18 protein-coding genes and 1 pseudogene are annotated in these 17248 nt (G+C 63.7%); 12 read left to right on the top strand and 7 right to left on the bottom strand.

Going from position 1 to position 17248, the window contains the following annotated elements:
* The first annotated feature begins 43 nt into the window (after positions 1–43).
* A complete protein-coding gene (locus tag U5L98_RS05385) occupies positions 44–514 on the top strand; it encodes a hypothetical protein (protein WP_322557320.1) in 471 nt (156 codons plus the stop codon).
* A 29-nt stretch (positions 515–543) separates the two neighbouring features.
* On the opposite strand, the gene U5L98_RS05390 is transcribed toward U5L98_RS05385, so the two are convergent.
* From U5L98_RS05390 to U5L98_RS05400, 3 genes are all read right to left on the bottom strand, one after another.
* Positions 544–861 carry a CcdB family protein gene (locus tag U5L98_RS05390; protein WP_322557321.1) on the bottom strand — a complete coding sequence of 106 codons (318 nt, stop codon included), beginning with the start codon at positions 859–861 and terminating at the stop codon, positions 544–546.
* Positions 861–1106, bottom strand: a complete 246-nt coding sequence (locus U5L98_RS05395) for a type II toxin-antitoxin system CcdA family antitoxin (protein ID WP_322557322.1) — start codon at positions 1104–1106, stop codon at positions 861–863. The genes U5L98_RS05390 and U5L98_RS05395 overlap by 1 nt, the downstream gene beginning before the upstream one ends.
* A 234-nt stretch (positions 1107–1340) precedes the next feature.
* Entirely contained in the window at positions 1341–2219 is an 879-nt protein-coding gene (locus U5L98_RS05400; RefSeq protein WP_322557323.1) for an alpha/beta hydrolase, read from the bottom strand.
* A 432-nt stretch (positions 2220–2651) separates the two neighbouring features.
* Between U5L98_RS05400 and U5L98_RS05405 the strand changes: the two genes are divergently transcribed.
* From U5L98_RS05405 to U5L98_RS05435, 7 genes are all read left to right on the top strand, one after another.
* Positions 2652–3053: a hypothetical protein gene (locus tag U5L98_RS05405; RefSeq protein ID WP_322557324.1), complete on the top strand. Its 402-nt coding sequence runs from the start codon at positions 2652–2654 to the stop codon at positions 3051–3053.
* Positions 3050–4360 (top strand): hypothetical protein, encoded by a 1311-nt coding sequence (locus U5L98_RS05410; protein ID WP_322557325.1) that lies wholly within the window; start codon positions 3050–3052, stop codon positions 4358–4360. The genes U5L98_RS05405 and U5L98_RS05410 overlap by 4 nt, the downstream gene beginning before the upstream one ends.
* A gap of 223 nt (positions 4361–4583) precedes the next feature.
* The gene (locus U5L98_RS05415; RefSeq protein ID WP_322557326.1) at positions 4584–5603 is read left to right on the top strand and encodes a nuclease-related domain-containing protein; all 1020 of its coding nucleotides are present in this window, start codon (positions 4584–4586) and stop codon (positions 5601–5603) included.
* Between the two features lie 24 nt (positions 5604–5627).
* Positions 5628–6578, top strand: a complete 951-nt coding sequence (locus U5L98_RS05420; protein WP_322557327.1) for a Fic family protein — start codon at positions 5628–5630, stop codon at positions 6576–6578.
* A gap of 192 nt (positions 6579–6770) precedes the next feature.
* Entirely contained in the window at positions 6771–7445 is a 675-nt protein-coding gene (locus U5L98_RS05425; RefSeq protein ID WP_322557328.1) for an SDR family oxidoreductase, read from the top strand.
* Between the two features lie 186 nt (positions 7446–7631).
* The gene (locus U5L98_RS05430; RefSeq protein ID WP_322557329.1) at positions 7632–8057 is read left to right on the top strand and encodes a DUF3592 domain-containing protein; all 426 of its coding nucleotides are present in this window, start codon (positions 7632–7634) and stop codon (positions 8055–8057) included.
* Between the two features lie 108 nt (positions 8058–8165).
* Positions 8166–8330, top strand: coding sequence for a hypothetical protein (locus U5L98_RS05435; RefSeq protein ID WP_322557330.1), 165 nt, complete (start codon positions 8166–8168; stop codon positions 8328–8330).
* Positions 8331–8431: 101 nt separating this feature from the next.
* On the opposite strand, the gene U5L98_RS05440 is transcribed toward U5L98_RS05435, so the two are convergent.
* Together U5L98_RS05440 and U5L98_RS05445 are read right to left on the bottom strand one after the other, a co-directional pair.
* A complete protein-coding gene (locus U5L98_RS05440; RefSeq protein WP_322557331.1) occupies positions 8432–8866 on the bottom strand; it encodes a GFA family protein in 435 nt (144 codons plus the stop codon).
* A 50-nt stretch (positions 8867–8916) separates the two neighbouring features.
* Positions 8917–9855 (bottom strand): carbon-nitrogen hydrolase family protein, encoded by a 939-nt coding sequence (locus U5L98_RS05445; RefSeq protein ID WP_322557332.1) that lies wholly within the window; start codon positions 9853–9855, stop codon positions 8917–8919.
* Between the two features lie 123 nt (positions 9856–9978).
* Here U5L98_RS05445 and U5L98_RS05450 point away from each other — a divergent pair, with 123 nt between their 5' ends.
* On the top strand, positions 9979–10878 hold the full coding sequence (locus U5L98_RS05450; RefSeq protein WP_322557333.1) for a LysR family transcriptional regulator: 900 nt from the start codon (positions 9979–9981) through the stop codon (positions 10876–10878).
* Between the two features lie 8 nt (positions 10879–10886).
* Positions 10887–11084, top strand: a pseudogene (locus tag U5L98_RS05455) (IS3 family transposase); the annotation flags it as partial.
* A 51-nt stretch (positions 11085–11135) separates the two neighbouring features.
* Here the strand turns inward: U5L98_RS05455 and U5L98_RS05460 are convergent.
* A complete protein-coding gene (locus U5L98_RS05460) occupies positions 11136–14450 on the bottom strand; it encodes an AAA family ATPase (protein ID WP_322557334.1) in 3315 nt (1104 codons plus the stop codon).
* On the bottom strand, positions 14447–15733 hold the full coding sequence (locus U5L98_RS05465) for an exonuclease SbcCD subunit D (RefSeq protein ID WP_322557335.1): 1287 nt from the start codon (positions 15731–15733) through the stop codon (positions 14447–14449). Before U5L98_RS05465 ends, U5L98_RS05460 begins: the two co-directional genes overlap by 4 nt.
* 72 nt (positions 15734–15805) lie before the next feature.
* Between U5L98_RS05465 and nfi the strand changes: the two genes are divergently transcribed.
* Positions 15806–16510, top strand: coding sequence for a deoxyribonuclease V (nfi, locus tag U5L98_RS05470; protein WP_322557336.1), 705 nt, complete (start codon positions 15806–15808; stop codon positions 16508–16510).
* Between the two features lie 70 nt (positions 16511–16580).
* A complete protein-coding gene (locus U5L98_RS05475) occupies positions 16581–17129 on the top strand; it encodes a DUF1415 domain-containing protein (RefSeq protein WP_322557337.1) in 549 nt (182 codons plus the stop codon).
* The last annotated feature ends 119 nt before the right edge of the window (positions 17130–17248 follow it).

Consider the following 17248-nt stretch of genomic DNA (forward strand, 5'->3'; position numbering starts at 1 on the left):
CGATCATGCGCCGAGAATCAAGAATGAATAGCCGGGAGGCTCCATGAAGCCCTTTTCCATCCTGCTGATCCGCTTGCTGGGCCTCTATCTCTTTCTTGAGACCCTGTTCTCGGTGGTGCCGGCGTTGGCGCTGCTGGGATCCAACGCCGCAGAGCCCGAGGTCGGCAAATTGCTGCTGATGTATCTGGCGACAGTTGCTGTGCCCATGCTCGGCGGCGTATTGCTCTGGTGCTTCGCCGGCCGACTGGCGGACAGGCTGCATGGCAGTAGGGAAGCAGATGGCGAGTCAGGTGCTCGCATCAGAGACGACGATCTGGTGCGCGCAGGGACCTTCCTGATTGGTGTCACTCTGGTGGTGCGCCATGTCGGTGTACTGGTGGCGGCCTACTCGGGCGTGGGTGTCATCGCCTACGATGCCCTGGTGGTTGTCGTGGCCGGTCTCGGCATGATGCTGGGTGGAGGCGCTCTCGCCGCACTCTACCGCAGGGTCAAGTACTTGGGGATGGCCCGGTAGGGCGGCCATGCTGAAGTCCGCCAACTGGATCAAATGCCTGTCATCAGGAAGTCGACGGCGGCCATGATCTCGTCGCGATAGGAGCCTAGATCATGCACGGCTTTGCCGAGGCGCTTCCTTTCCATACCGGCGAGTTCCTGTGTCATGGCGATATAGCGCTCGCCGTCGATCTCGAGGCTGGGATTTAGTTGGGAAATCCGCAGGCTTTCGGCCATGTCGGCAGGGCAGAGCGGCATGACCACGGTCGTGCGCAGCTCGCCGAGCAGGTCGCTCTGTATATCGAGAAGGTAGGGGTAGCGTTCACGCGAGGCCGGGTTGCGGTTCGCGTAAGCATGGAACTGCGCCATCAGAACGTCCGCTCGCCATCACCGAAGGTGCCGTTCTCTTCGACGAACTGGTTGTAGGCACGAATGGCGTCGATGTTCTCCCGTTGCCACTGTTCGCGCTGCTCAGCACGTACCTTTTCCGTCAGCGCGCTTTCGAAAGTGGCAGAGAGGTTGATGCCCAGGCGCCGTGCCTTTTGGAGCAAGTCGCTGTTGATGCTGACGTTGGTGGCCTTCTTCGGAGCCTGAGTGTCATAGGGCTGGCTCATGTCAATGACCTCACAGTGGGCATGTGCATAGCGTATGCGCACTGACCTTGTCCGGCAAGTGCGGTTCACCGCGAATGCCAACCGGAGCATTCCCATTCTGAATGGGTTCATCGCGAGCTCTCCAGACCACTCCCTTCCTCGAGCTGTGCAATGGATTCGAGAAGGCGGCGGGCGTTCTTCGCCGAGCGCAACAGCAGATGGGTTTCTGCAGGGCTTCACCGTCTTTCTGCGACGTCAGGGTGGCGTGCCGATCATCCGTTCCAGTGCCCTGTTGAAGGCCTCCGGCTTGGCCATGTGCAGGAAGTGGTCGCTATCTTCCATGATCACGGCCCTGAACGCGGGCTGCAGTTGCCGGTTGGCCTCGAGGTCGGTGGGCCACAGATCGGCGTTGATCGCCACCACCTGGATTGTCAACTCCTCGAAATGCTGCGCCGCTTCACCCTCGGCATGCCGCGTCAGCATGTCCTCCATGGCGCTGATGGCCACCTCCGGCGGTGCGGCTGCCATGTCATGCATGACCCAGTCGCGCAGCTCAAGACCGGTGCTATCGTTGAACATCGTCGCCACGAACTGGCGCGCGGCCAGCGCAAAGTCGTGTTGGAAAGATTCCAGCATCCCGTCGCGCTGCTCCTGGCTGATCGCGGAGGCCAGGTGGTGGAAGGTATCGACACCCACGATGCCGATGACGCGTTCCGGCATCAGGTGTGCCGCTTCCACACTGACTGGCCCGCCCATGGAGTGCCCGACGAGGATCGCCCGCTCCACTTCCAGGTCGTCCAGCACCGCCTTCACGTCCTCCCCGAAGGACGGCATGGTGTAGGTGTCACGGCCCAGCCCGGAGTGGCCGTGTCCCGCAAGGTCGAGCGTGATCACTCGGTGATGCTGCGAAAAGAAAGGGAGCTGCCCGCGCCAGTACCGCCCATCGCTGCTCCAGCCATGGATGAAGACGAGCGTAGGTTCGCCACTCCCCTGCACCTCGTAGGCAATCGGCACACCGTCCGCCGAGTCGGTCATTCGTGGCCAATTGCCCTCGGCTGCCAGCGCCTGATGGGAAAACACCAAGAGTAGAACCAGTCCCAAGTAACGCACGCCGTGCAACGCCAGTCCCCTCATGCCGCTCTCCTTGAGTGTTCCGTGCTTCCTGCAGGATAGACGAGCGAGAAAACGGATAGCCACGTTCCAGGGTGGAGACGTCTGTGCCATATCGCCAGTGGGCCGAGTAGGCCCTTCCTTGTGCAGAGCGGTGACCTACTACCCACCTCATAGATTTCGGGGATCATGAAACGTCATGAATATCCCCTGAAAGGGGGGTGGTCTGTGGCGCTGGCGAATCGAACAGGGCATCGTGATGGGGCGACCGAGCTGCTTCTTTACCGGGACTGAACGCGATGGCCATGACCTGACGGTTTCTATCGCCCGGCAAGCGGTATTTGTCGGAACCGGTTCACTGTGCCTGCCAAAGTGAGTTACCCGTAGACGGGATAAGCCGGTATTCCTCTTGATGCCTGCAGCCTGGCGATCGATGCGAAGAGGAGCGTGTGGGAGATGCATCACCTTCTGCTGTTGGCAGTGCTGCTGTTCCTGCCGGTGCCCATGGCCATGGCCATGGCCGATGAGGATGGATGGGTCTTTGTCATGACTGATGGGCAGTACGTCCTGACGCCGGCCTGTGTCGAGCGGGTCGATCACGCCGGCGACGAGAATGACCTGGTGCATCTGCGCTTCGATATGCCCCAAACGCCGGACTGTTTCCACGCCTTCAATGGACTTCTCGCCTCCCACCTGGGTGAGCGCCTTACGGTCACCTTCCGCAGCAAGACGCTGCTGGAGGCGGACATTCACACCCTGCTGGGCCCGGATCGCATCGTGCTGGTGTTGCGACACGCGCACGTGGCGGTCGACGCCATCCGCTATCTCAGCAGTGCACCGACCCGTGAAGCGCCATGAGTGGCCGTTTACGGTTCTTCCGTCGCCTTGCTGGGGTGCTTATTGGCACTCTGGCGGCGTTGGCACTGCTGGTATGGCTGGGGCGGTGGTGGCTGTCACCGGCGCCCGTATCCGGGCAACTGGTCGAGTATCACAGTGAAACGCCTGTGGCCGATGCTGTCATCACCGTGAGCCGTTATGGCTGGGGCCGCAGTGAGCATGATGGCCAGCTGATCTGGGACAAGCGCTACAAGACCACCGCGACCACCGATGCCGAGGGGCGCTTTCGCTTGCCGATGCCCGGCCCCGTGTGGCTGCTGGGCCGTAGCAGCGGTCGGCTCATGGCCGAGGCGGAGGGCTTCCAGCGGCTCGATGCGGGCTACGTGATAGCCGGCGCAGACGTGACCCTACAGACGGTGGCCGATCGCGACGAACGCCTGCCGGGCGGTAACGCCTATCTGGGCTGGGATGAAGATGGCCAGCCCTTCGGCTGGTCGTTCATCGACAACGCCCCGACTCGCGAGCTCGCGCTTGCCGATCTCTATCCCCTCGAGCTACATCGAGAGCCTCTCAGTGTCACCCTGGTCGTAGCCGCTGGAGGAGGGCTCCACTTTGTGTCGGCCGAGGATCAGGGTATCACCCACGACTCCTGGGACTATCTGCTGCGCTACCTGGATGCCTCGCCGGCGCCGCCCTCGGCGCCGTGGCTGACGCTGGATGACGCCCCCGGCACGATATTCCTGCGCACTCCGCAAGATCGATACGCCAAGCTGGCCTGGGAGCCTGGGGCGGTAATGGCTATGACCGGCTCGGTACCAGGGCTGGACGCCACCAGCGAACGGCTGTTCTCGCTGCGCTTCGTCTATCGTCCCACCCCGGGGCGGGAGTTGCCGTATCAACCTCCGCTGTTGCCTGTGGAATCCGTGCGCGCCGCCCTGCAGGCCCAACTCCCTGAGGAGGGCGAGCCCCTCACTGGGGCGCGTGTCTACCGTCTGGTGGTGACCGATGCCGAGGGCAGGGAACTGGAGCGTCAGCAGTTCGAACTGATACCTGGCGTTCCTGCGGATCTGCCAAGCTGTGCCGATGACGCTCCGCTGGTGTGGCGCTTCGAATCGGTGCGCCTGGACTACGACCAGGAGGGCCTACCGCGCCTGCAATTGACGATGGATAGCGAGACATTCGTTCACCACTCGGGCCCGAGGCTGGTCGGCCCGCGCGACGCTACTGTCTTCGAGGTGATGGCCTTCGATACCGCCTATCGGCGGCATGAACTCGAGGTCGGGCTGCGCGAGCTCAACAGCGAGGCAGGATCGAGCGGTTGCGAATGAGGACAGCGTGTTGACCATCGACTTGTCGTTGGAGTGACTGGCCGAAGCTCAGGTAAGGCCTTGGCCACCTTAGACCATGGACGTAGGTAAATCATCACAACCTCTTGTAAGCCTTTGCCCACTGGTGCACAGCCTACTTAGCTGCCAGGCTGTTCAGTCACAGAATGTAGCCGGCAGCGATGGGGTGTGAACAACAGCCGGTATATCGCACAGGGACGAGACGATGATCCTAAGAGAAAAGGACGCCTATGCCGGTGCCGATGAGCGAGGCTACTATGGCCACAAGCAGGAACAGGATGTGGCCTTTCACCTACGCCGGTCCTTCGGCGACAGCGAGCAGATCCGCATCATCCATGACCTGGTGATTGAGCACGGCGGCGAGCGCGCTCAGATCGACCATCTGGTGATCCATCCCTACGGCTTCATCATCATCGAGTCCAAGAGCATCGTCGGCGAGGTGCAGGTCAACGCCGAGGGCGAGTGGTCGCGCAGCTACAGGGGCAACTGGGCGGGCATTCCATCCCCGATCCGCCAGGCGGAACTTCAGCAGGATCTTCTGAAGGCGCTACTGCGTGACAATGTGGAGCAGTTGCTTGGCAAGCTTCTGGGTATCCAGACGCAGGTCGGACACCGCGAATGGCGCACGCTATGCGCCATTTCGAGTACCGCTATCTTGCATCGCGACAAGATGCCAAAAGGCGTGGCCAACAAGGTCATGAAGACGGAATTTGTAGCCAAGAAAGTTCGAGAGGTTGTGGGTAACATCTTTACGGAGTACCTCAAGGGCAAGCCGCGATTCACCCTGCAAGAGATGGAAAATCTCGGCAATTTCCTTCTCGTACATACCGCACCTCTGCAGGCTGGCTCGGAGACGGTGGCGCAGGAAAAAAAGGCTAAGCAGACCCCTTACGCCGCTCCCGTTAGTGAACCCGCGCCGTTGAGCTACGCGGCTACCCCTGAGCTAGATACTGCCAATCCATCGGCAGACAACGCAGCCCCGGCCAGCAGCCTGCTGACGTGCAAGCAGTGTGGTGAAGCCGACCATCTGACCGGCATGTACGGCCAGTACGGTTACTACGTTAAGTGCGGCAGCTGCAAGACCAATACCTCCATGAAGCAGACTTGCCCCGCCTGCGGCTGGAAGAGCGTCAAGATCTCAAAGGATGGCCCGAGCTACACGGCCAATTGCCAAAAGTGCGATCATCAGTATCTGGTCTATCGGGAGGGCGAGGAGAGGGCGTAATGGCAGAAACAACCCTACAATGGCTTGCCGCCGCTGCCACCCGGCGAGGAGCTCGAGACGCCGGCTGTGCTCAAGGCCTGCATTCCAGCTCGGGCAGCACTGGCGGAGCTGAAGCAGGCGGGTGAATTGCTGCCCAATCAGGGCCTGCTCATCAACCTGCTACCCCTACTGGAAGCCCGCGACAGTTCCGAGATCGAGAACATCGTTACCACCACCGACAGGCTCTTCCAGTTCGCCCAGGAGGATACCCACGCTGATCCAGCCACCAAGGAAGCGCTTCGCTATCGCACCGCGCTGAGCCTTGGCTATCACGAACTGGCACGGCGGCCTCTGTGTACCAATATGGCAGTGGATGCCTGCAGCACCATCAAGGGCGTCGAGATGGAGATCCGCCGTGTGCCGGGCACCACCTTGGCCAACCAGGCTTCCGGCGAAGTCATCTATAACCCACCCATGGGGGAGCCGGCGCTGCGTGATCTGCTGGCCAATTGGGAGCGCTACCTGCACGAGGAAGATGGCGTCGACCCCCTGATCAAGATGGCAGTGGCCCACTATCAGTTCGAGTCGATCCACCCCTTTACTGACGGCAACGGGCGCACGGGTAGGGTGCTGAACATTCTCTACCTGATCGAAAAACGGCTGCTGTCGTTGCCGATCCTCTACCTCAGTCGGTATATCGTGATCCATAAGCCCGACTACTACCGCTTGCTGCTGACCGTCACACGCGCGGACCAGTGGCAGGCGTGGCTGCTCTACATGCTCAAGGCGGTGGAGACCACGGCCCGCTGGACCACCGACAAGATCGCGGCGACGCGCACGCTGATCGAAGACACGACACGCTATATTCAGCAGTTGTGTGAAATTGGCGTGCTCAGGGAAATTCGCGCCGGGCGCGAAAAGCTGTTCGTGCATTCCAAGCTGGTTAGCCTGATGACCGAAGACAGCAACGAGGTTGCGCCTTACCCAACAGCATGATGCGGCTCGTTAAAATAAAGCAGCTATGCCTGGCACGATGCACTCGAGGAGCAGAAGCGGGCATTGCGCGAGCAGGTTATCTCACTGGCGCTACTGGGCACTTGACCTTGCAGCGTGTTGTTCCGGGTTGAACTGCGGCACACGGCCCCCACCTTTTCTTGTGTACCACAATTTTCCTATCCCGGAGTTGAGATGACATCCACCGTACTGATTACCGGCGCCAACCGTGGCGTCGGCCTGGCCCTGGCTCGCCACTATCATGCCGCCGGCTGGGCAGTTATCGGCGTCTGTCGTAGCGGTGGCGAGGAGGTCGTTGAGCTGCGTGAGGTGGCGGAGACACTGATCGAAGGGATCGACGTGACTCGTCCCGAGGATATCGAACACCTGCGCAGCGAGCTGGCGGGGCGCCGCATGGAGCTGCTGGTCAACAATGCCGGCATGCTCAGGAACGAGAGCTTGGGCGAGATTGATTTCGACTCCATTCGTGAGCAGATGGAGATTAACGCTTATGCGCCGTTGGGTGTCACCGAGGCGCTGTTGGGCAACCTGAGCGAGGGCGCCAAGGTCGCCAATATCACCAGCCGAATGGGTTCCATCGCCGACAACGATTCCGGCGGGCGCTACGGCTACCGCGCCTCCAAGGCGGCTCTCAATGCCTTCGGCAAGTCGCTGGCAATGGATCTCAAGCCCCGCGGCATCGCCGTGGCCCAGATTCACCCCGGCTATGTGAAGACCCGCATGGTCAACTTCGGTGGCCTGATCAGCGCCGAGGAGGCTGCTGCCGGCATCGCCCAGCGCATCGACGAGCTCACCCTGCGCACCAGCGGCGGTTTCTGGCACAGCAACGGCGAGGAACTGCCTTGGTGAGGCGAGCGCTGTCCCCGCTGCTCATTGGGTTAGCTACTCAGCTTAGTGACAAGGCCAACTGGCTAGGTATACCGAAGCCGATCCGTAAGGGGGTTCTCCAGGGACGCTGCTACGTTGGTATCTTGACCTCGGATTCAGGCTAAGCTGTGAGCATGCTACTGGCCTTGCTATGGAAGAACACTCGTCATGGCGAATCGCATACCTCGAGCGGCGATTTTTCGGATTTCGGTATTGCTGGCGGTGGTGCTGATTTTCACGGTCGCGTGGGAATACACTGGGAATGTGGGTAGCCGAACAGTGAAGGGGACCGTTATCAAGGTGGAGCCGGTGTTCGGTGGGCGTGGAAGTGATAATCGTAAGTTCACCGTCCGGTATAAGGCAGAGGGTCAGCAGTACACTCTGAACGCCACGCGTGGACTAGTAGATAGGTTGATGAAGTTTTCCAACCTGGATCTCGGCAGCACTGTCCCGGTGGCGGTGTCTCGCGATAATCCGGCGCGGGCAACGCTGGATAGTTTCAATTCGCGCTATCCGATCTCTCTCACTTTCGGCACTCTCGCCGTTATTTTCTATAGTGTCATCGGCTATATGGCGATGAGAAAACAGCGGTGAGATCAGGTGTTCCGCTGATCGCTGATGTTGTAGCCCGCTTCTTGTTAAAAGCCGATAGCTTGAGGTAGGGAAAAGCGGTTCCACCTGGATCTGCACCGGGATGCGTTCGTGCATCTCCTGCACATGGGAGATCACCCCCACCCGGCGCCCAAGCGCTTGAAGGCCTTCCAGGGCTTCCATGGCCAGCGCCAGGGATTGCGGGTCGAGGCTGCCGAAGCCTTCGTCGATGAACAGCGATTCGATCACCAGTTCTCCCGAGGCCATGGAGGCTAGCCCCAGGGCGAGGGCCAGTTCGTCATCGATACCCCCTACCAATGGCCGAGCTGGGCGGCACTGCGCAAGCGCGACGGTAGCGAGTCACACAACTGCTCTGCCTACTCCGGCAGGGTGATACCGCTCCCGCCCATCTCCGCCGGGACATCCTTCTGCTTCGGAAGGCCGTCACGCACAGGCAGCACGGTCTCCTGATAATGGACATGCACCTCCGGTCGGAAGTCGAGGCCGGGTATTACGGCGGCATAGACATCCGTGAGCCCCATGGAGGGGTGCTCGGTCAGGATGTGTCCGCCGCATGTCTTGCACCATTTGCGGTAACTCTCGGGGGTCTTGTTGTAGGTGGCGATGTTCTCGGCACCGCTGACAATGGAGACTGCCTCCGGCTTCCACAGGGTGAAGGCATTAATCGGCCCGGCTGACCAGTGGCGACAGAACTCGCAGTGGCAGTAGCCCATCGCTTCCGGCTCTCCCTTGACGGCAAGTTGAACCGCGCCACAGAAGCAGCTTCCCTGATGGGTCTTTTCTTCGCTCATGACATGGCTCCCGTGTGAGGCCCCGGCCGGCATGGTCAGGGCTGGCGATGTTATTCATTGAACTCGACCGGGCGCTGGGCTCGAGCATTCACTTGCAGTGTGAAGATGTCGGGACGCGAATAGTGACCGACGATGTCGAGGCTGCGCCTGGCGGCGGCTACCTGACGCGTATCGATATCGGCCAGCAGCAGGCCGGTCTCCTGATGTAATGGCCCGGCCACGATATCACCGGTGGGGGAGATGACGACAGAATCTCCCTGGTTGATCCATTCGTCCTTGTCGGGATAGAGCCGCTCGATTTCCGGGAAGTCCGCGGGAAGATCCTTCCTGTGCAACACGACGCCAGCACCGAGGACCCAGCAGCCGCCTTCTCGAGCGATATGCTGGAGGCTGCGAATCCACTTCTCGCCACTGTCGTAGGTCGGTGCAATGTAGATGTCGATGCCCTGGGCGTAGAGAGCATAGCGGGCCAGCGGCATGAAGTTCTCCCAGCACATCAGCGCCCCCACCCGGCCCACCGGGGTGTCGATGACCTTGAGCCCGCGGGCATCGCCGAAGCCCCACACCATGCGCTCCGGGTTGGTGGGCATCAGCTTGCGATGGCAGTTCTGCACTCGACCCTCGGGGCCGATGGTCAGCACGGCGCTGTAGAGGGTTGCGCGGCTGGCATCCTCGTCACGCGCCTCTATCCCGCAGACGATGGTCACCTGCATCTCCCTTGCCACCTCGAGCAGAGGGTTCAACTGCGCGGATTCGAGCTGCACGGCGTTGTCCAGAAGGCGTCCGTGCAACTGCTCCGACAACCCCCAGTCGCCACCTGGCTTCAGCCGCCAGATCCAGGCGGGATAGCCCGGAATGTAAGTTTCCGAGAAGACCACGAGCTCGGCTCCCTGGTCGGCCGCCTTCTTTACCTGCTCTACCGCCCTCTCGATCGTCCTTTCCCGATCGAGAAAGACCGGGGGTTCTTGAACGATAGCAATCTTGGTCATGACGCTCTCCTTTCAAGCAATTATTTGCTTGTTTGAAGCTTAGGCGGGGACTAGTGTTGACCCAATCGCGATAAATCGACACCGGACAGGCAAAAATGCACAGGCCTGGGGGAGGGGAGTCTCATGCACTGGGATGACCTGCGGATATTTCTTGCCGTCGCCCGCGAGGGTTCCATCAGCGGCGCTGCCAAGCGGCTGAATGTGCAGCATTCGACGGTTTCGCGTCGCCTCCTGGTACTGGAGAAGAGCCTCGGGACCCGGCTGCTGAACAGGAAGAAATCAGGCTACGCGTTGACCTCGGCCGGCGAGGAACTCAAGCACTCCGCCACCCGAATAGAAATGGAGATTCTCGATTTCGAAGGGACCATGGGCAACCAGGATTGCCTGCTCGCGGGTGAGCTTCATGTCTCGGCCATCAACAACATGGCCTCGACGGTACTCATGCCGATGTTCGCGAGTTTCAGCCTCAAAAACCCGCATATTCAGTTGCATATCGAAGTCTCAAACAAGTATGTCAGTCTCGCCGAACGGCAGGCCGATATCGCCATCCGCCTGACCAACGATCCCGTCGAAACCCTGATCGGTGCCCGGCTGACCACCATCGCCTCTACCGTCTATGGCGGCAGCGGTTACCTTCAACATCTTCGCGGCTCCGATGAACAGCCCCGGTGGCTGGGCGTGGAGTGTTGCGGCTTCCATCATGCATGGACACACAAGGCTTGCCCCGACCACCGCTATAGCTTCTTCGTCGACGACACGCTTCTCACCGTCGCCGCCCTGGAGCAAGGCCTGGGGTTGGCCTACCTGCCTTGTTTCATGGGCGACAGCAATGCCGACCTCGAGCGCTTCACTGACCCCGACCCGCAACTCGATCTCGGCCTCTGGCTCCTCTACCATCCCGATCTGAGGCAGACTCGACGCGTCGTTGCCTTCCGCGAACACATGCTGAACCAGATACAAGCGCAGATTCCGCTGTTCGAGGGCCGCCTTCCCCGGCTTGCCGATCGGTCTCTGGTGGGTTGAGGCAATATTGCTACGATAACGCGTGCGCCGAGAGCTTCTTCCATCGCCTGAAGATCGAGGCAACCCATGGTGAGTGTTTCGAGACCCGGCATGCCCTGCGGCGGCAAGTGTTCGAGTACATCAAGATGTACTAAAACCGGCAACGCCGGCACAGTGCGAGTGGGATGATCAGCCCAGAGGCCTTCGAGGCCCGATTGATCTCTTAGATCGGTGTCCACGATTGTTGGGTAAGATCAGAGTACTTCATTTCTTCGCGGTTACAGGCTGACCAGCTTCGCCCTGCTGGTACCGTTGCCCAGCGGTTCCACCTGGATCTGCACCGGGATGCGTTCGTGCATCTCCTGCACATGGGAGATCACCCCCACCCGGCGCCCAAGCGCTTGAAGGCCGTCCAGGGCTTCCATGGCCAGCGCCAGGGATTGCGGGTCGAGGCTGCCGAAACCTTCGTCGATGAACAGGGACTCGATGGTGAGCTCCCCGGATGCCATGGAGGCAAGCCCCAGGGCGAGGGCCAGCGAGACAAGGAAGGTCTCGCCGCCGGAGAGCGAGTGAACCGAGCGGCGCTCGTCGCCCATATCGAAGTCCTCCACCAGCAGGCCCAACGGGCTGCCGCCGCGTACCAGCCGGTAGCGGCGGCTAAGGCCGGCGAGGTGTACATTGGCATGCTCCAGCAACTGCTCCAGGTTGTAGGCTTGGGCGATGCGCCGGAAGAGCTTGCCGTCAGCGGAGCCGATCAGTTCGCTGATCTGGCCCCAGCGGCGGTATTCGGCCTGGGCGGCTTCCAGCTCGGCCTGGCTGGCCTTGCGGCGCTCGCGTTTACGGTCGTCATCGCTCAGGGCGAAGGCGGCGTTGTCCCGGGCCCGCTGGGCCTCGTCCAGGCGCGGGGCCAGTTCGGTCTGGGCCTCGTCGAGTTCCATCTGGCACCGGCGTATCGCTTCGAGTACGGCGTCACCCAGCAGCGCCTCGTCATGGTCATCCTCGTTTTTCCCCTCGATCAGCCCCTGGTCTCGGCGATGTTGCAGCAGGGCCTCGCGCCGTTCGGTCAGGGTGGCGGCGGCGCGATGGCGGGCCTGGTCGGCCGCCTCGATGCGCTGCTCCTCGTGTCGGGCGTCGTCGTCGGACTGGGCCAATAGCCGCGCCAGGGTGGCATCGGTCAACTTGGGGTGTGCCTGTCGCCAGTCGGCTAGCTCGCGGGCCAGGGTCTCCTGCTCCTGACGCAGCTGTTCGAGTCGCTCGGCTTGGTGCTGGGCCTGCTGGGCGAGGCGCTGGTGCTCTTGCTGGGCTTCGTGCAGCCGTGTCTGGGCGTTGTCTCTCGCCTGGCGGGCGCTCTCCTGGCGAGCGTCGAGCTGCTGCTGCCAGGCGTCCGGTGAGGTGTAGTCTCCGAGCCGGGCGGCGAGTTGACGGGCGAGCTCATCGCGCTCTTTTCGCAGCGGTGGCAACTGCTCGTCCAGCTCGGCCAGTTGTCGATCGATACCGGTCTTCTCGACCTCCAGGCGCACCAGTGTCACCCGGCCCTCCTGCAGGGCCTGCTCCAGCGGAGCCAGCTCGGTCTCCGCCCGGGCCAGCTCATCCAGGCGCTGGCGCTCCTGGCGGCGCCGGGTGTCGCTCTGCTCGCGCTGGGCCTGCAGCCAGCCTTCCCGCTCGGGCGCATCGATGGCGGCGAGTTCCTGCTGCAGGGGGTGTGTCTCGTAGGCCTGGCGGGCCGTATCCCGCTGCCGCTCGGCCGTCTCAAGGTCCTGTTGGTGCCGAGTGAGCGAGGCCTCCACGGCGCGGTACTCGCCCAGCAGTTCATCGCGCTGCTGCTGGGCCGTGTCGCGGGCCTGCCGAGCCTCGTCGAGCTGGCGCGTCTCTTCCGCTTCCTGGGCTTTGATCTGGGCGGCCTCTGGGGTAGCCGGCGGGTGCTGGCGCCAAGGGTGGTCGAGGCCGCCGCACACCGGGCAGGGTTCCTCCTCCTGGAGGGCCTCGCGCAGGCGTACCACGCTTTCGCTGCGCACGGCACGACTGCGCTCGATCAGCGTGGAGACGCTCTCGAGGTGACGCTGGGTGTGATCGAGGCGCTGCCGGGTCTCTTGGCCCTCGGCCAGCAGCCTTTCCCGGCGGGCCTGGTCGTCGCTGACCTGCCTGGCCAACCGGTGCCGCGCCTGCTCCATGCGGTCGAGTTCCTGCCAGCGGCTGGCCAGCTCGCCCAGGGCCAGGTGACGACGGGCGGCCTGGTCGTGGTGCTGTTGGGCGGTCTGGCGGGCGTCGTCGAGGCGAGAGTGAGCCCCCACCCACCGCTTGAGGGTCGCCTGCCAGTCGTCGCGTTGCCGCGCTCGGGCCTGCTGTTGCGCTTCGGCCTTGCGCTGCTCACGGGCAAGCGTATCGGACTGAGCATGCTGTCGGGCGCGGGCCGCCTCCAGGTCGGCAAGCTGCTTCTCTCGGGTGGCCAACTGCTGGGCCTCGTCGCGGGCCTCGCGCAGTTCGGGCTCGGCCCGGCGGCGCGCCTCCGAGGCCTCGCTCAGCGCCTGCTCGGCCTGCGCCCGGGTGCTCTCCGCCGCCTGCTGTTCGGCGCTGGCGGCCTCCCGCGCCTTGAGGGTCTCGGCGTGGCTCGCCTCCAAGGCGGTGATCTCGCCGGGGAGCTCGGTCTGGCGGGTGAGGGCATGGCGCTTCGGGGCGATCAGCCGGCGCCACTCGCGGTCGGCGCGCAGCTCGGCGAGCGCCTGCCAGTCGGTTTCGGCGCTCTGCTGCTGCGTCAGGCCCTGGTGGTAGGCCTCGTGCAGGCGGGCATCGTCGTCGTGCCAGCGCCGCTTCGCCTGGAGCGACTCCGCCTGGGCCTGCAGGTCAGTGAGCGCTTGCTGGGTGGCCTTGGCGGCGCGCTCCAGCTCGGCACGGGTCTCGGGCTCGGCGGGCCGGTCGTCGGCGAGCTTGGCTTCCAGGGCGTCCACGGCCCTCTTCGCCTCGCTGGTGCGGCGATAGGCGGCCATGGAGATCGCCGAATACTCGGCGGTTCCGGTGAGGCGCTCCAGCAGATCGCTGCGTTCGTTGTCGTCGGCCTGAAGGAAGGCGGCGAACTCACTCTGGGCGAGCAGCACGGCACGGGTGAACTGGTCGAAGGTCAGCCCCAGGCGCTCCGGCAGCAGGCGGTCGAACTCCCTCTTCTGGGTGGTGAGCAGGCGGTCGTCCTCGAGATCGCGCAGCGATTGCTCGGTCGCCTGCAGCTTGCCGCCGACCTTTTCCCTGGCGCGGCGTACCGCCCAGCGGGCGCGGTAGCGGCGACCGTCGCGGCCCAGGAAGTCCACCTCGGCGTAGCCGGCGGCGGTACCACGGCGCAGCAGGGTGCGCGGGTCGCTGGTGGTCAGGGTGGAGTCCGCGGTGTCGTCGATCTGGCTGTCGCGGGCCGGCGCCTGGCGGAGCCGTGGCGTGCCGCCATAGAGTGCCAGGCAGAGGGCGTCGAGCAGGGTGCTCTTGCCGGCGCCGGTGGGACCGGTGATGGCGAAGAGGCCGCACTCCTTCAATGGGGCTGTGGTGAAGTCGAGTTCCAGAGGGCCGGGCAGTGAAGCTAGGTTCTCCAGGCGCAGGGCGAGGATCCTCATGGGCGGGGCTCCTTGTCACCTGCCACGCCGGCGTCGTGGTCGTCGGTGTCGAGCACCTCCTGTTGCAGGCGGTCGAAGTCGGCGAGCACGTCCTCGGTTGGTGGTTCGCCCCAGCGTGACTCCCAAGTGAGGGCGAAGAGCTTGCGCGGGCCGAGACTCTCCAGGTCGATCCGTGCCGGAGCCGCTTCACCCTCGATACTGGGCAGACGGCGCTCCAGGCGTAGCAGGCGAAGTGCCTTGCCCTCGAGGGCGGCTTCTACTCGGGCGCGCAGGTCGGGGATCGGGGCGTCGAGCTCGACGCGCACCTCCAGCCAAGGCCATCGCTCTCTGGGTTGTGCCGGCTCTTCTTCGAGCGCCTCGAGCTCGGTCAGCACCTCCTCCAGCGGAGCGGGGCCGATGCGATGCATGGCCACCGGGCGCGGTACGGGGATCGACTCGGTCGCGGTCAGCGCCTCGCCGTCGAGGGTCACCGCCACCACCTGGTGAGGGTAGCTGACCTCGCTGAAGTCCAGCGGCAATGGGCTGCCGCTATAGCGGATGCGTGCCTCGCCGACCTGCTGCGCGCGATGCAGGTGACCCAACGCCACGTAGGCGATCTCCGGCGGGAAGAGGGCGGCCGAGATCGACTCCTCACCGCCGATCACGATGGGCCGCTCGCTGGCCTCGGAGACGGCCGCGCCATGCAGGTGGGCGTGGCTCATTGCCACCAGCGCCTGGCCGGGCCCGCGCCGCTCGCGGGCGGCATCGAACAATTGCCTGTGCACCTGGCTGATGCCGCTGACATAGTCGTTGGTCGCCTCTTCGTCGGTCGCCTCGCTTGCCAGTGCCGCGCCGGTGACCTCGGCGGGGCGCAGGAAGGGCAGCGCTAGGCACCAGGCGCGGGTCTTGCCTTGATCGTCGGTGAGCGGCACCAGCAGGCGCTCGGCGTCGAGGGTGCCGTCATCCAGCCAGCGCACTCGTCCCAGGGCGTGGGTGCGCAGCCGGCGCATCAGCGGGGCGGGCAGTTCGATGCGGTTGCCGCTGTCGTGGTTGCCGGCGATCAGCACGATGTCGAGCATGGGCAAGCGTTCGTGGGCGCCGACGATGAAGTCGTAGAGCAGTTCCTGGGCGCGAAGCGAAGGATTGACCACGTCGAAGATATCGCCGGCCACCAGCAGGGCGTCGGCCTGGCGCTCGACCAGGGTGTCGAGCAGCCAGGCGAGGAAGGCGCGATGCTCGGCATGGCGCTCCTGGCCATGGAAACTCTGGCCCAGATGCCAATCGGCGGTATGGATCAGTTTCATGTATCTCCCTTCCTGCTTGCGTCCCGAAGGCGATAGTCTACGCCACTCACGACCGGCTGTTCAGGAGCCCCGATGCCCAATCCCCCTTCGCACGACTGGAATCTCACGCCGAGTGAGGCCATCACCCTGCAGAAGCGCCTGGCGTCCCAGGTGGAGCGCGAGGACCGCTTCGATCCGGTGCGGCATATCGCCGGGGTGGATATCGGCTTTGAGCAGAAGGGTGCGATCACTCGCGCGGCGGTGGTGGTGCTGGCCTGGCCACCGGGTGTGTCAGGCGAGTTCGAGCCGGCAACCCTTGAGATAGTGGAGCAGGTGGTGCATCGCGAGCCGACGCGCATGCCCTATGTGCCGGGGCTGCTGTCGTTTCGCGAGGTGCCGGCGGCGTTAGGGGCCTTCGATAAACTGACGGTGAAGCCTCAGCTGGTGATGGTGGATGGCCAGGGCATCGCCCATCCGCGGCGGATTGGCGTGGCCAGCCACCTGGGGCTGTGGCTCGACCTGCCCACCATCGGCGTGGCCAAGTCGCGGCTGTGTGGCCGCCATGGTGAGCCCGGGCCGGCGCGGGGCGACTGGACGCCGCTGGTGGACGGCCGGGAGGACGAGCTGATCGGCGCGGTGCTGCGATCACGCCAGGGAGTGAAGCCGATCTTCGTCTCGCCGGGGCATCGCGTGTCGCTGTCCACTGCCTTGGACTGGGTCACGGCCTGCCTGGGGCACACCAAGCTCCCGGAGCCGACCCGACTGGCCGATCGCCTGGCCTCGCGGCGGGGGCGATAGGGTAGGGTGGTCGCCTGGGCTATACTGCCGCTTCCTTTCTATCCGCTCCCTTACCCTGACCGAGGCGACCATGACCGCATCCCCCGATCCCCTTGTTGCCACCCGTGCCTGGGTGGAGACCTTCGTGGTCGCCCGCGACGTCTGTCCCTTCGCCGGCCGCGAGGTGGCTCGCGACACCATTCGCTATGTTGCGATACCGGCCCACGATCGCGAGGCGGCACTGCTGGCTCTCTTCGATGAGTGTCGCCACCTGGACGAGACCCCCAGGGTGGAGACCACCCTGCTGGTGCTCACCGAGGGGCTCGAGGACTTCGACGATTATCTGGATCTGCTGGCTATCGCCGAGGCGCTGCTGGCCGAACAGGGATATGAGGGCATCTATCAGCTGGCGAGTTTCCATCCGGATTATGTCTTTGCGGATGCCGAGCCGGAGGATCCCGCCAACTTCACCAACCGTTCGCCGTTTCCTATGTGGCACCTGCTGCGCGAGGCGGGGCTGGAACGGGCCTTGGACCACCACCCGGACCCGGCGGGCATTCCCGAGCGCAATATCGCGGTGATGCGCGAGCTGGGCCAGGCCACCCTGGCGCGTGAACTTGCCGCGCTGAAGGGATCCTGAGCTGCCCATTGTCAGTGCCAGCCTCCTTGTATAGGCCAGCCTCCTTGTATAGGGAGGAGTGCATCCCCATGGTGTATGGTGAAGAGGCAATGCGTTACCCCTGAAAACGAGAAGGAGTC

The organism is Halomonas sp., from assembly GCF_034520545.1.
In the GTDB taxonomy this organism is placed as follows: Bacteria; Pseudomonadota; Gammaproteobacteria; order Pseudomonadales; family Halomonadaceae; genus Halomonas.

Bases quoted from the DNA above. Each gene is read 5' to 3' on its own strand.
- U5L98_RS05410 (WP_322557325.1), top strand. From the start codon at position 3,050: ATGAGTGGCCGTTTACGGTTCTTCCGTCGCCTTGCTGGGGTGCTTATT.
- nfi (WP_322557336.1), top strand. From the start codon at position 15,806: ATGCCCAATCCCCCTTCGCACGACTGGAATCTCACGCCGAGTGAGGCC.
- U5L98_RS05385 (WP_322557320.1), top strand. From the start codon at position 44: ATGAAGCCCTTTTCCATCCTGCTGATCCGCTTGCTGGGCCTCTATCTC.
- U5L98_RS05405 (WP_322557324.1), top strand. From the start codon at position 2,652: ATGCATCACCTTCTGCTGTTGGCAGTGCTGCTGTTCCTGCCGGTGCCC.
- U5L98_RS05460 (WP_322557334.1), bottom strand. From the start codon at position 14,450: ATGAGGATCCTCGCCCTGCGCCTGGAGAACCTAGCTTCACTGCCCGGC.
- U5L98_RS05415 (WP_322557326.1), top strand. From the start codon at position 4,584: ATGATCCTAAGAGAAAAGGACGCCTATGCCGGTGCCGATGAGCGAGGC.
- U5L98_RS05440 (WP_322557331.1), bottom strand. From the start codon at position 8,866: ATGAGCGAAGAAAAGACCCATCAGGGAAGCTGCTTCTGTGGCGCGGTT.
- U5L98_RS05445 (WP_322557332.1), bottom strand. From the start codon at position 9,855: ATGACCAAGATTGCTATCGTTCAAGAACCCCCGGTCTTTCTCGATCGG.
- U5L98_RS05395 (WP_322557322.1), bottom strand. From the start codon at position 1,106: ATGAGCCAGCCCTATGACACTCAGGCTCCGAAGAAGGCCACCAACGTC.
- U5L98_RS05390 (WP_322557321.1), bottom strand. From the start codon at position 861: ATGGCGCAGTTCCATGCTTACGCGAACCGCAACCCGGCCTCGCGTGAA.
- U5L98_RS05475 (WP_322557337.1), top strand. From the start codon at position 16,581: ATGACCGCATCCCCCGATCCCCTTGTTGCCACCCGTGCCTGGGTGGAG.
- U5L98_RS05425 (WP_322557328.1), top strand. From the start codon at position 6,771: ATGACATCCACCGTACTGATTACCGGCGCCAACCGTGGCGTCGGCCTG.
- U5L98_RS05450 (WP_322557333.1), top strand. From the start codon at position 9,979: ATGCACTGGGATGACCTGCGGATATTTCTTGCCGTCGCCCGCGAGGGT.
- U5L98_RS05400 (WP_322557323.1), bottom strand. From the start codon at position 2,219: ATGAGGGGACTGGCGTTGCACGGCGTGCGTTACTTGGGACTGGTTCTA.
- U5L98_RS05465 (WP_322557335.1), bottom strand. From the start codon at position 15,733: ATGAAACTGATCCATACCGCCGATTGGCATCTGGGCCAGAGTTTCCAT.
- U5L98_RS05430 (WP_322557329.1), top strand. From the start codon at position 7,632: ATGGCGAATCGCATACCTCGAGCGGCGATTTTTCGGATTTCGGTATTG.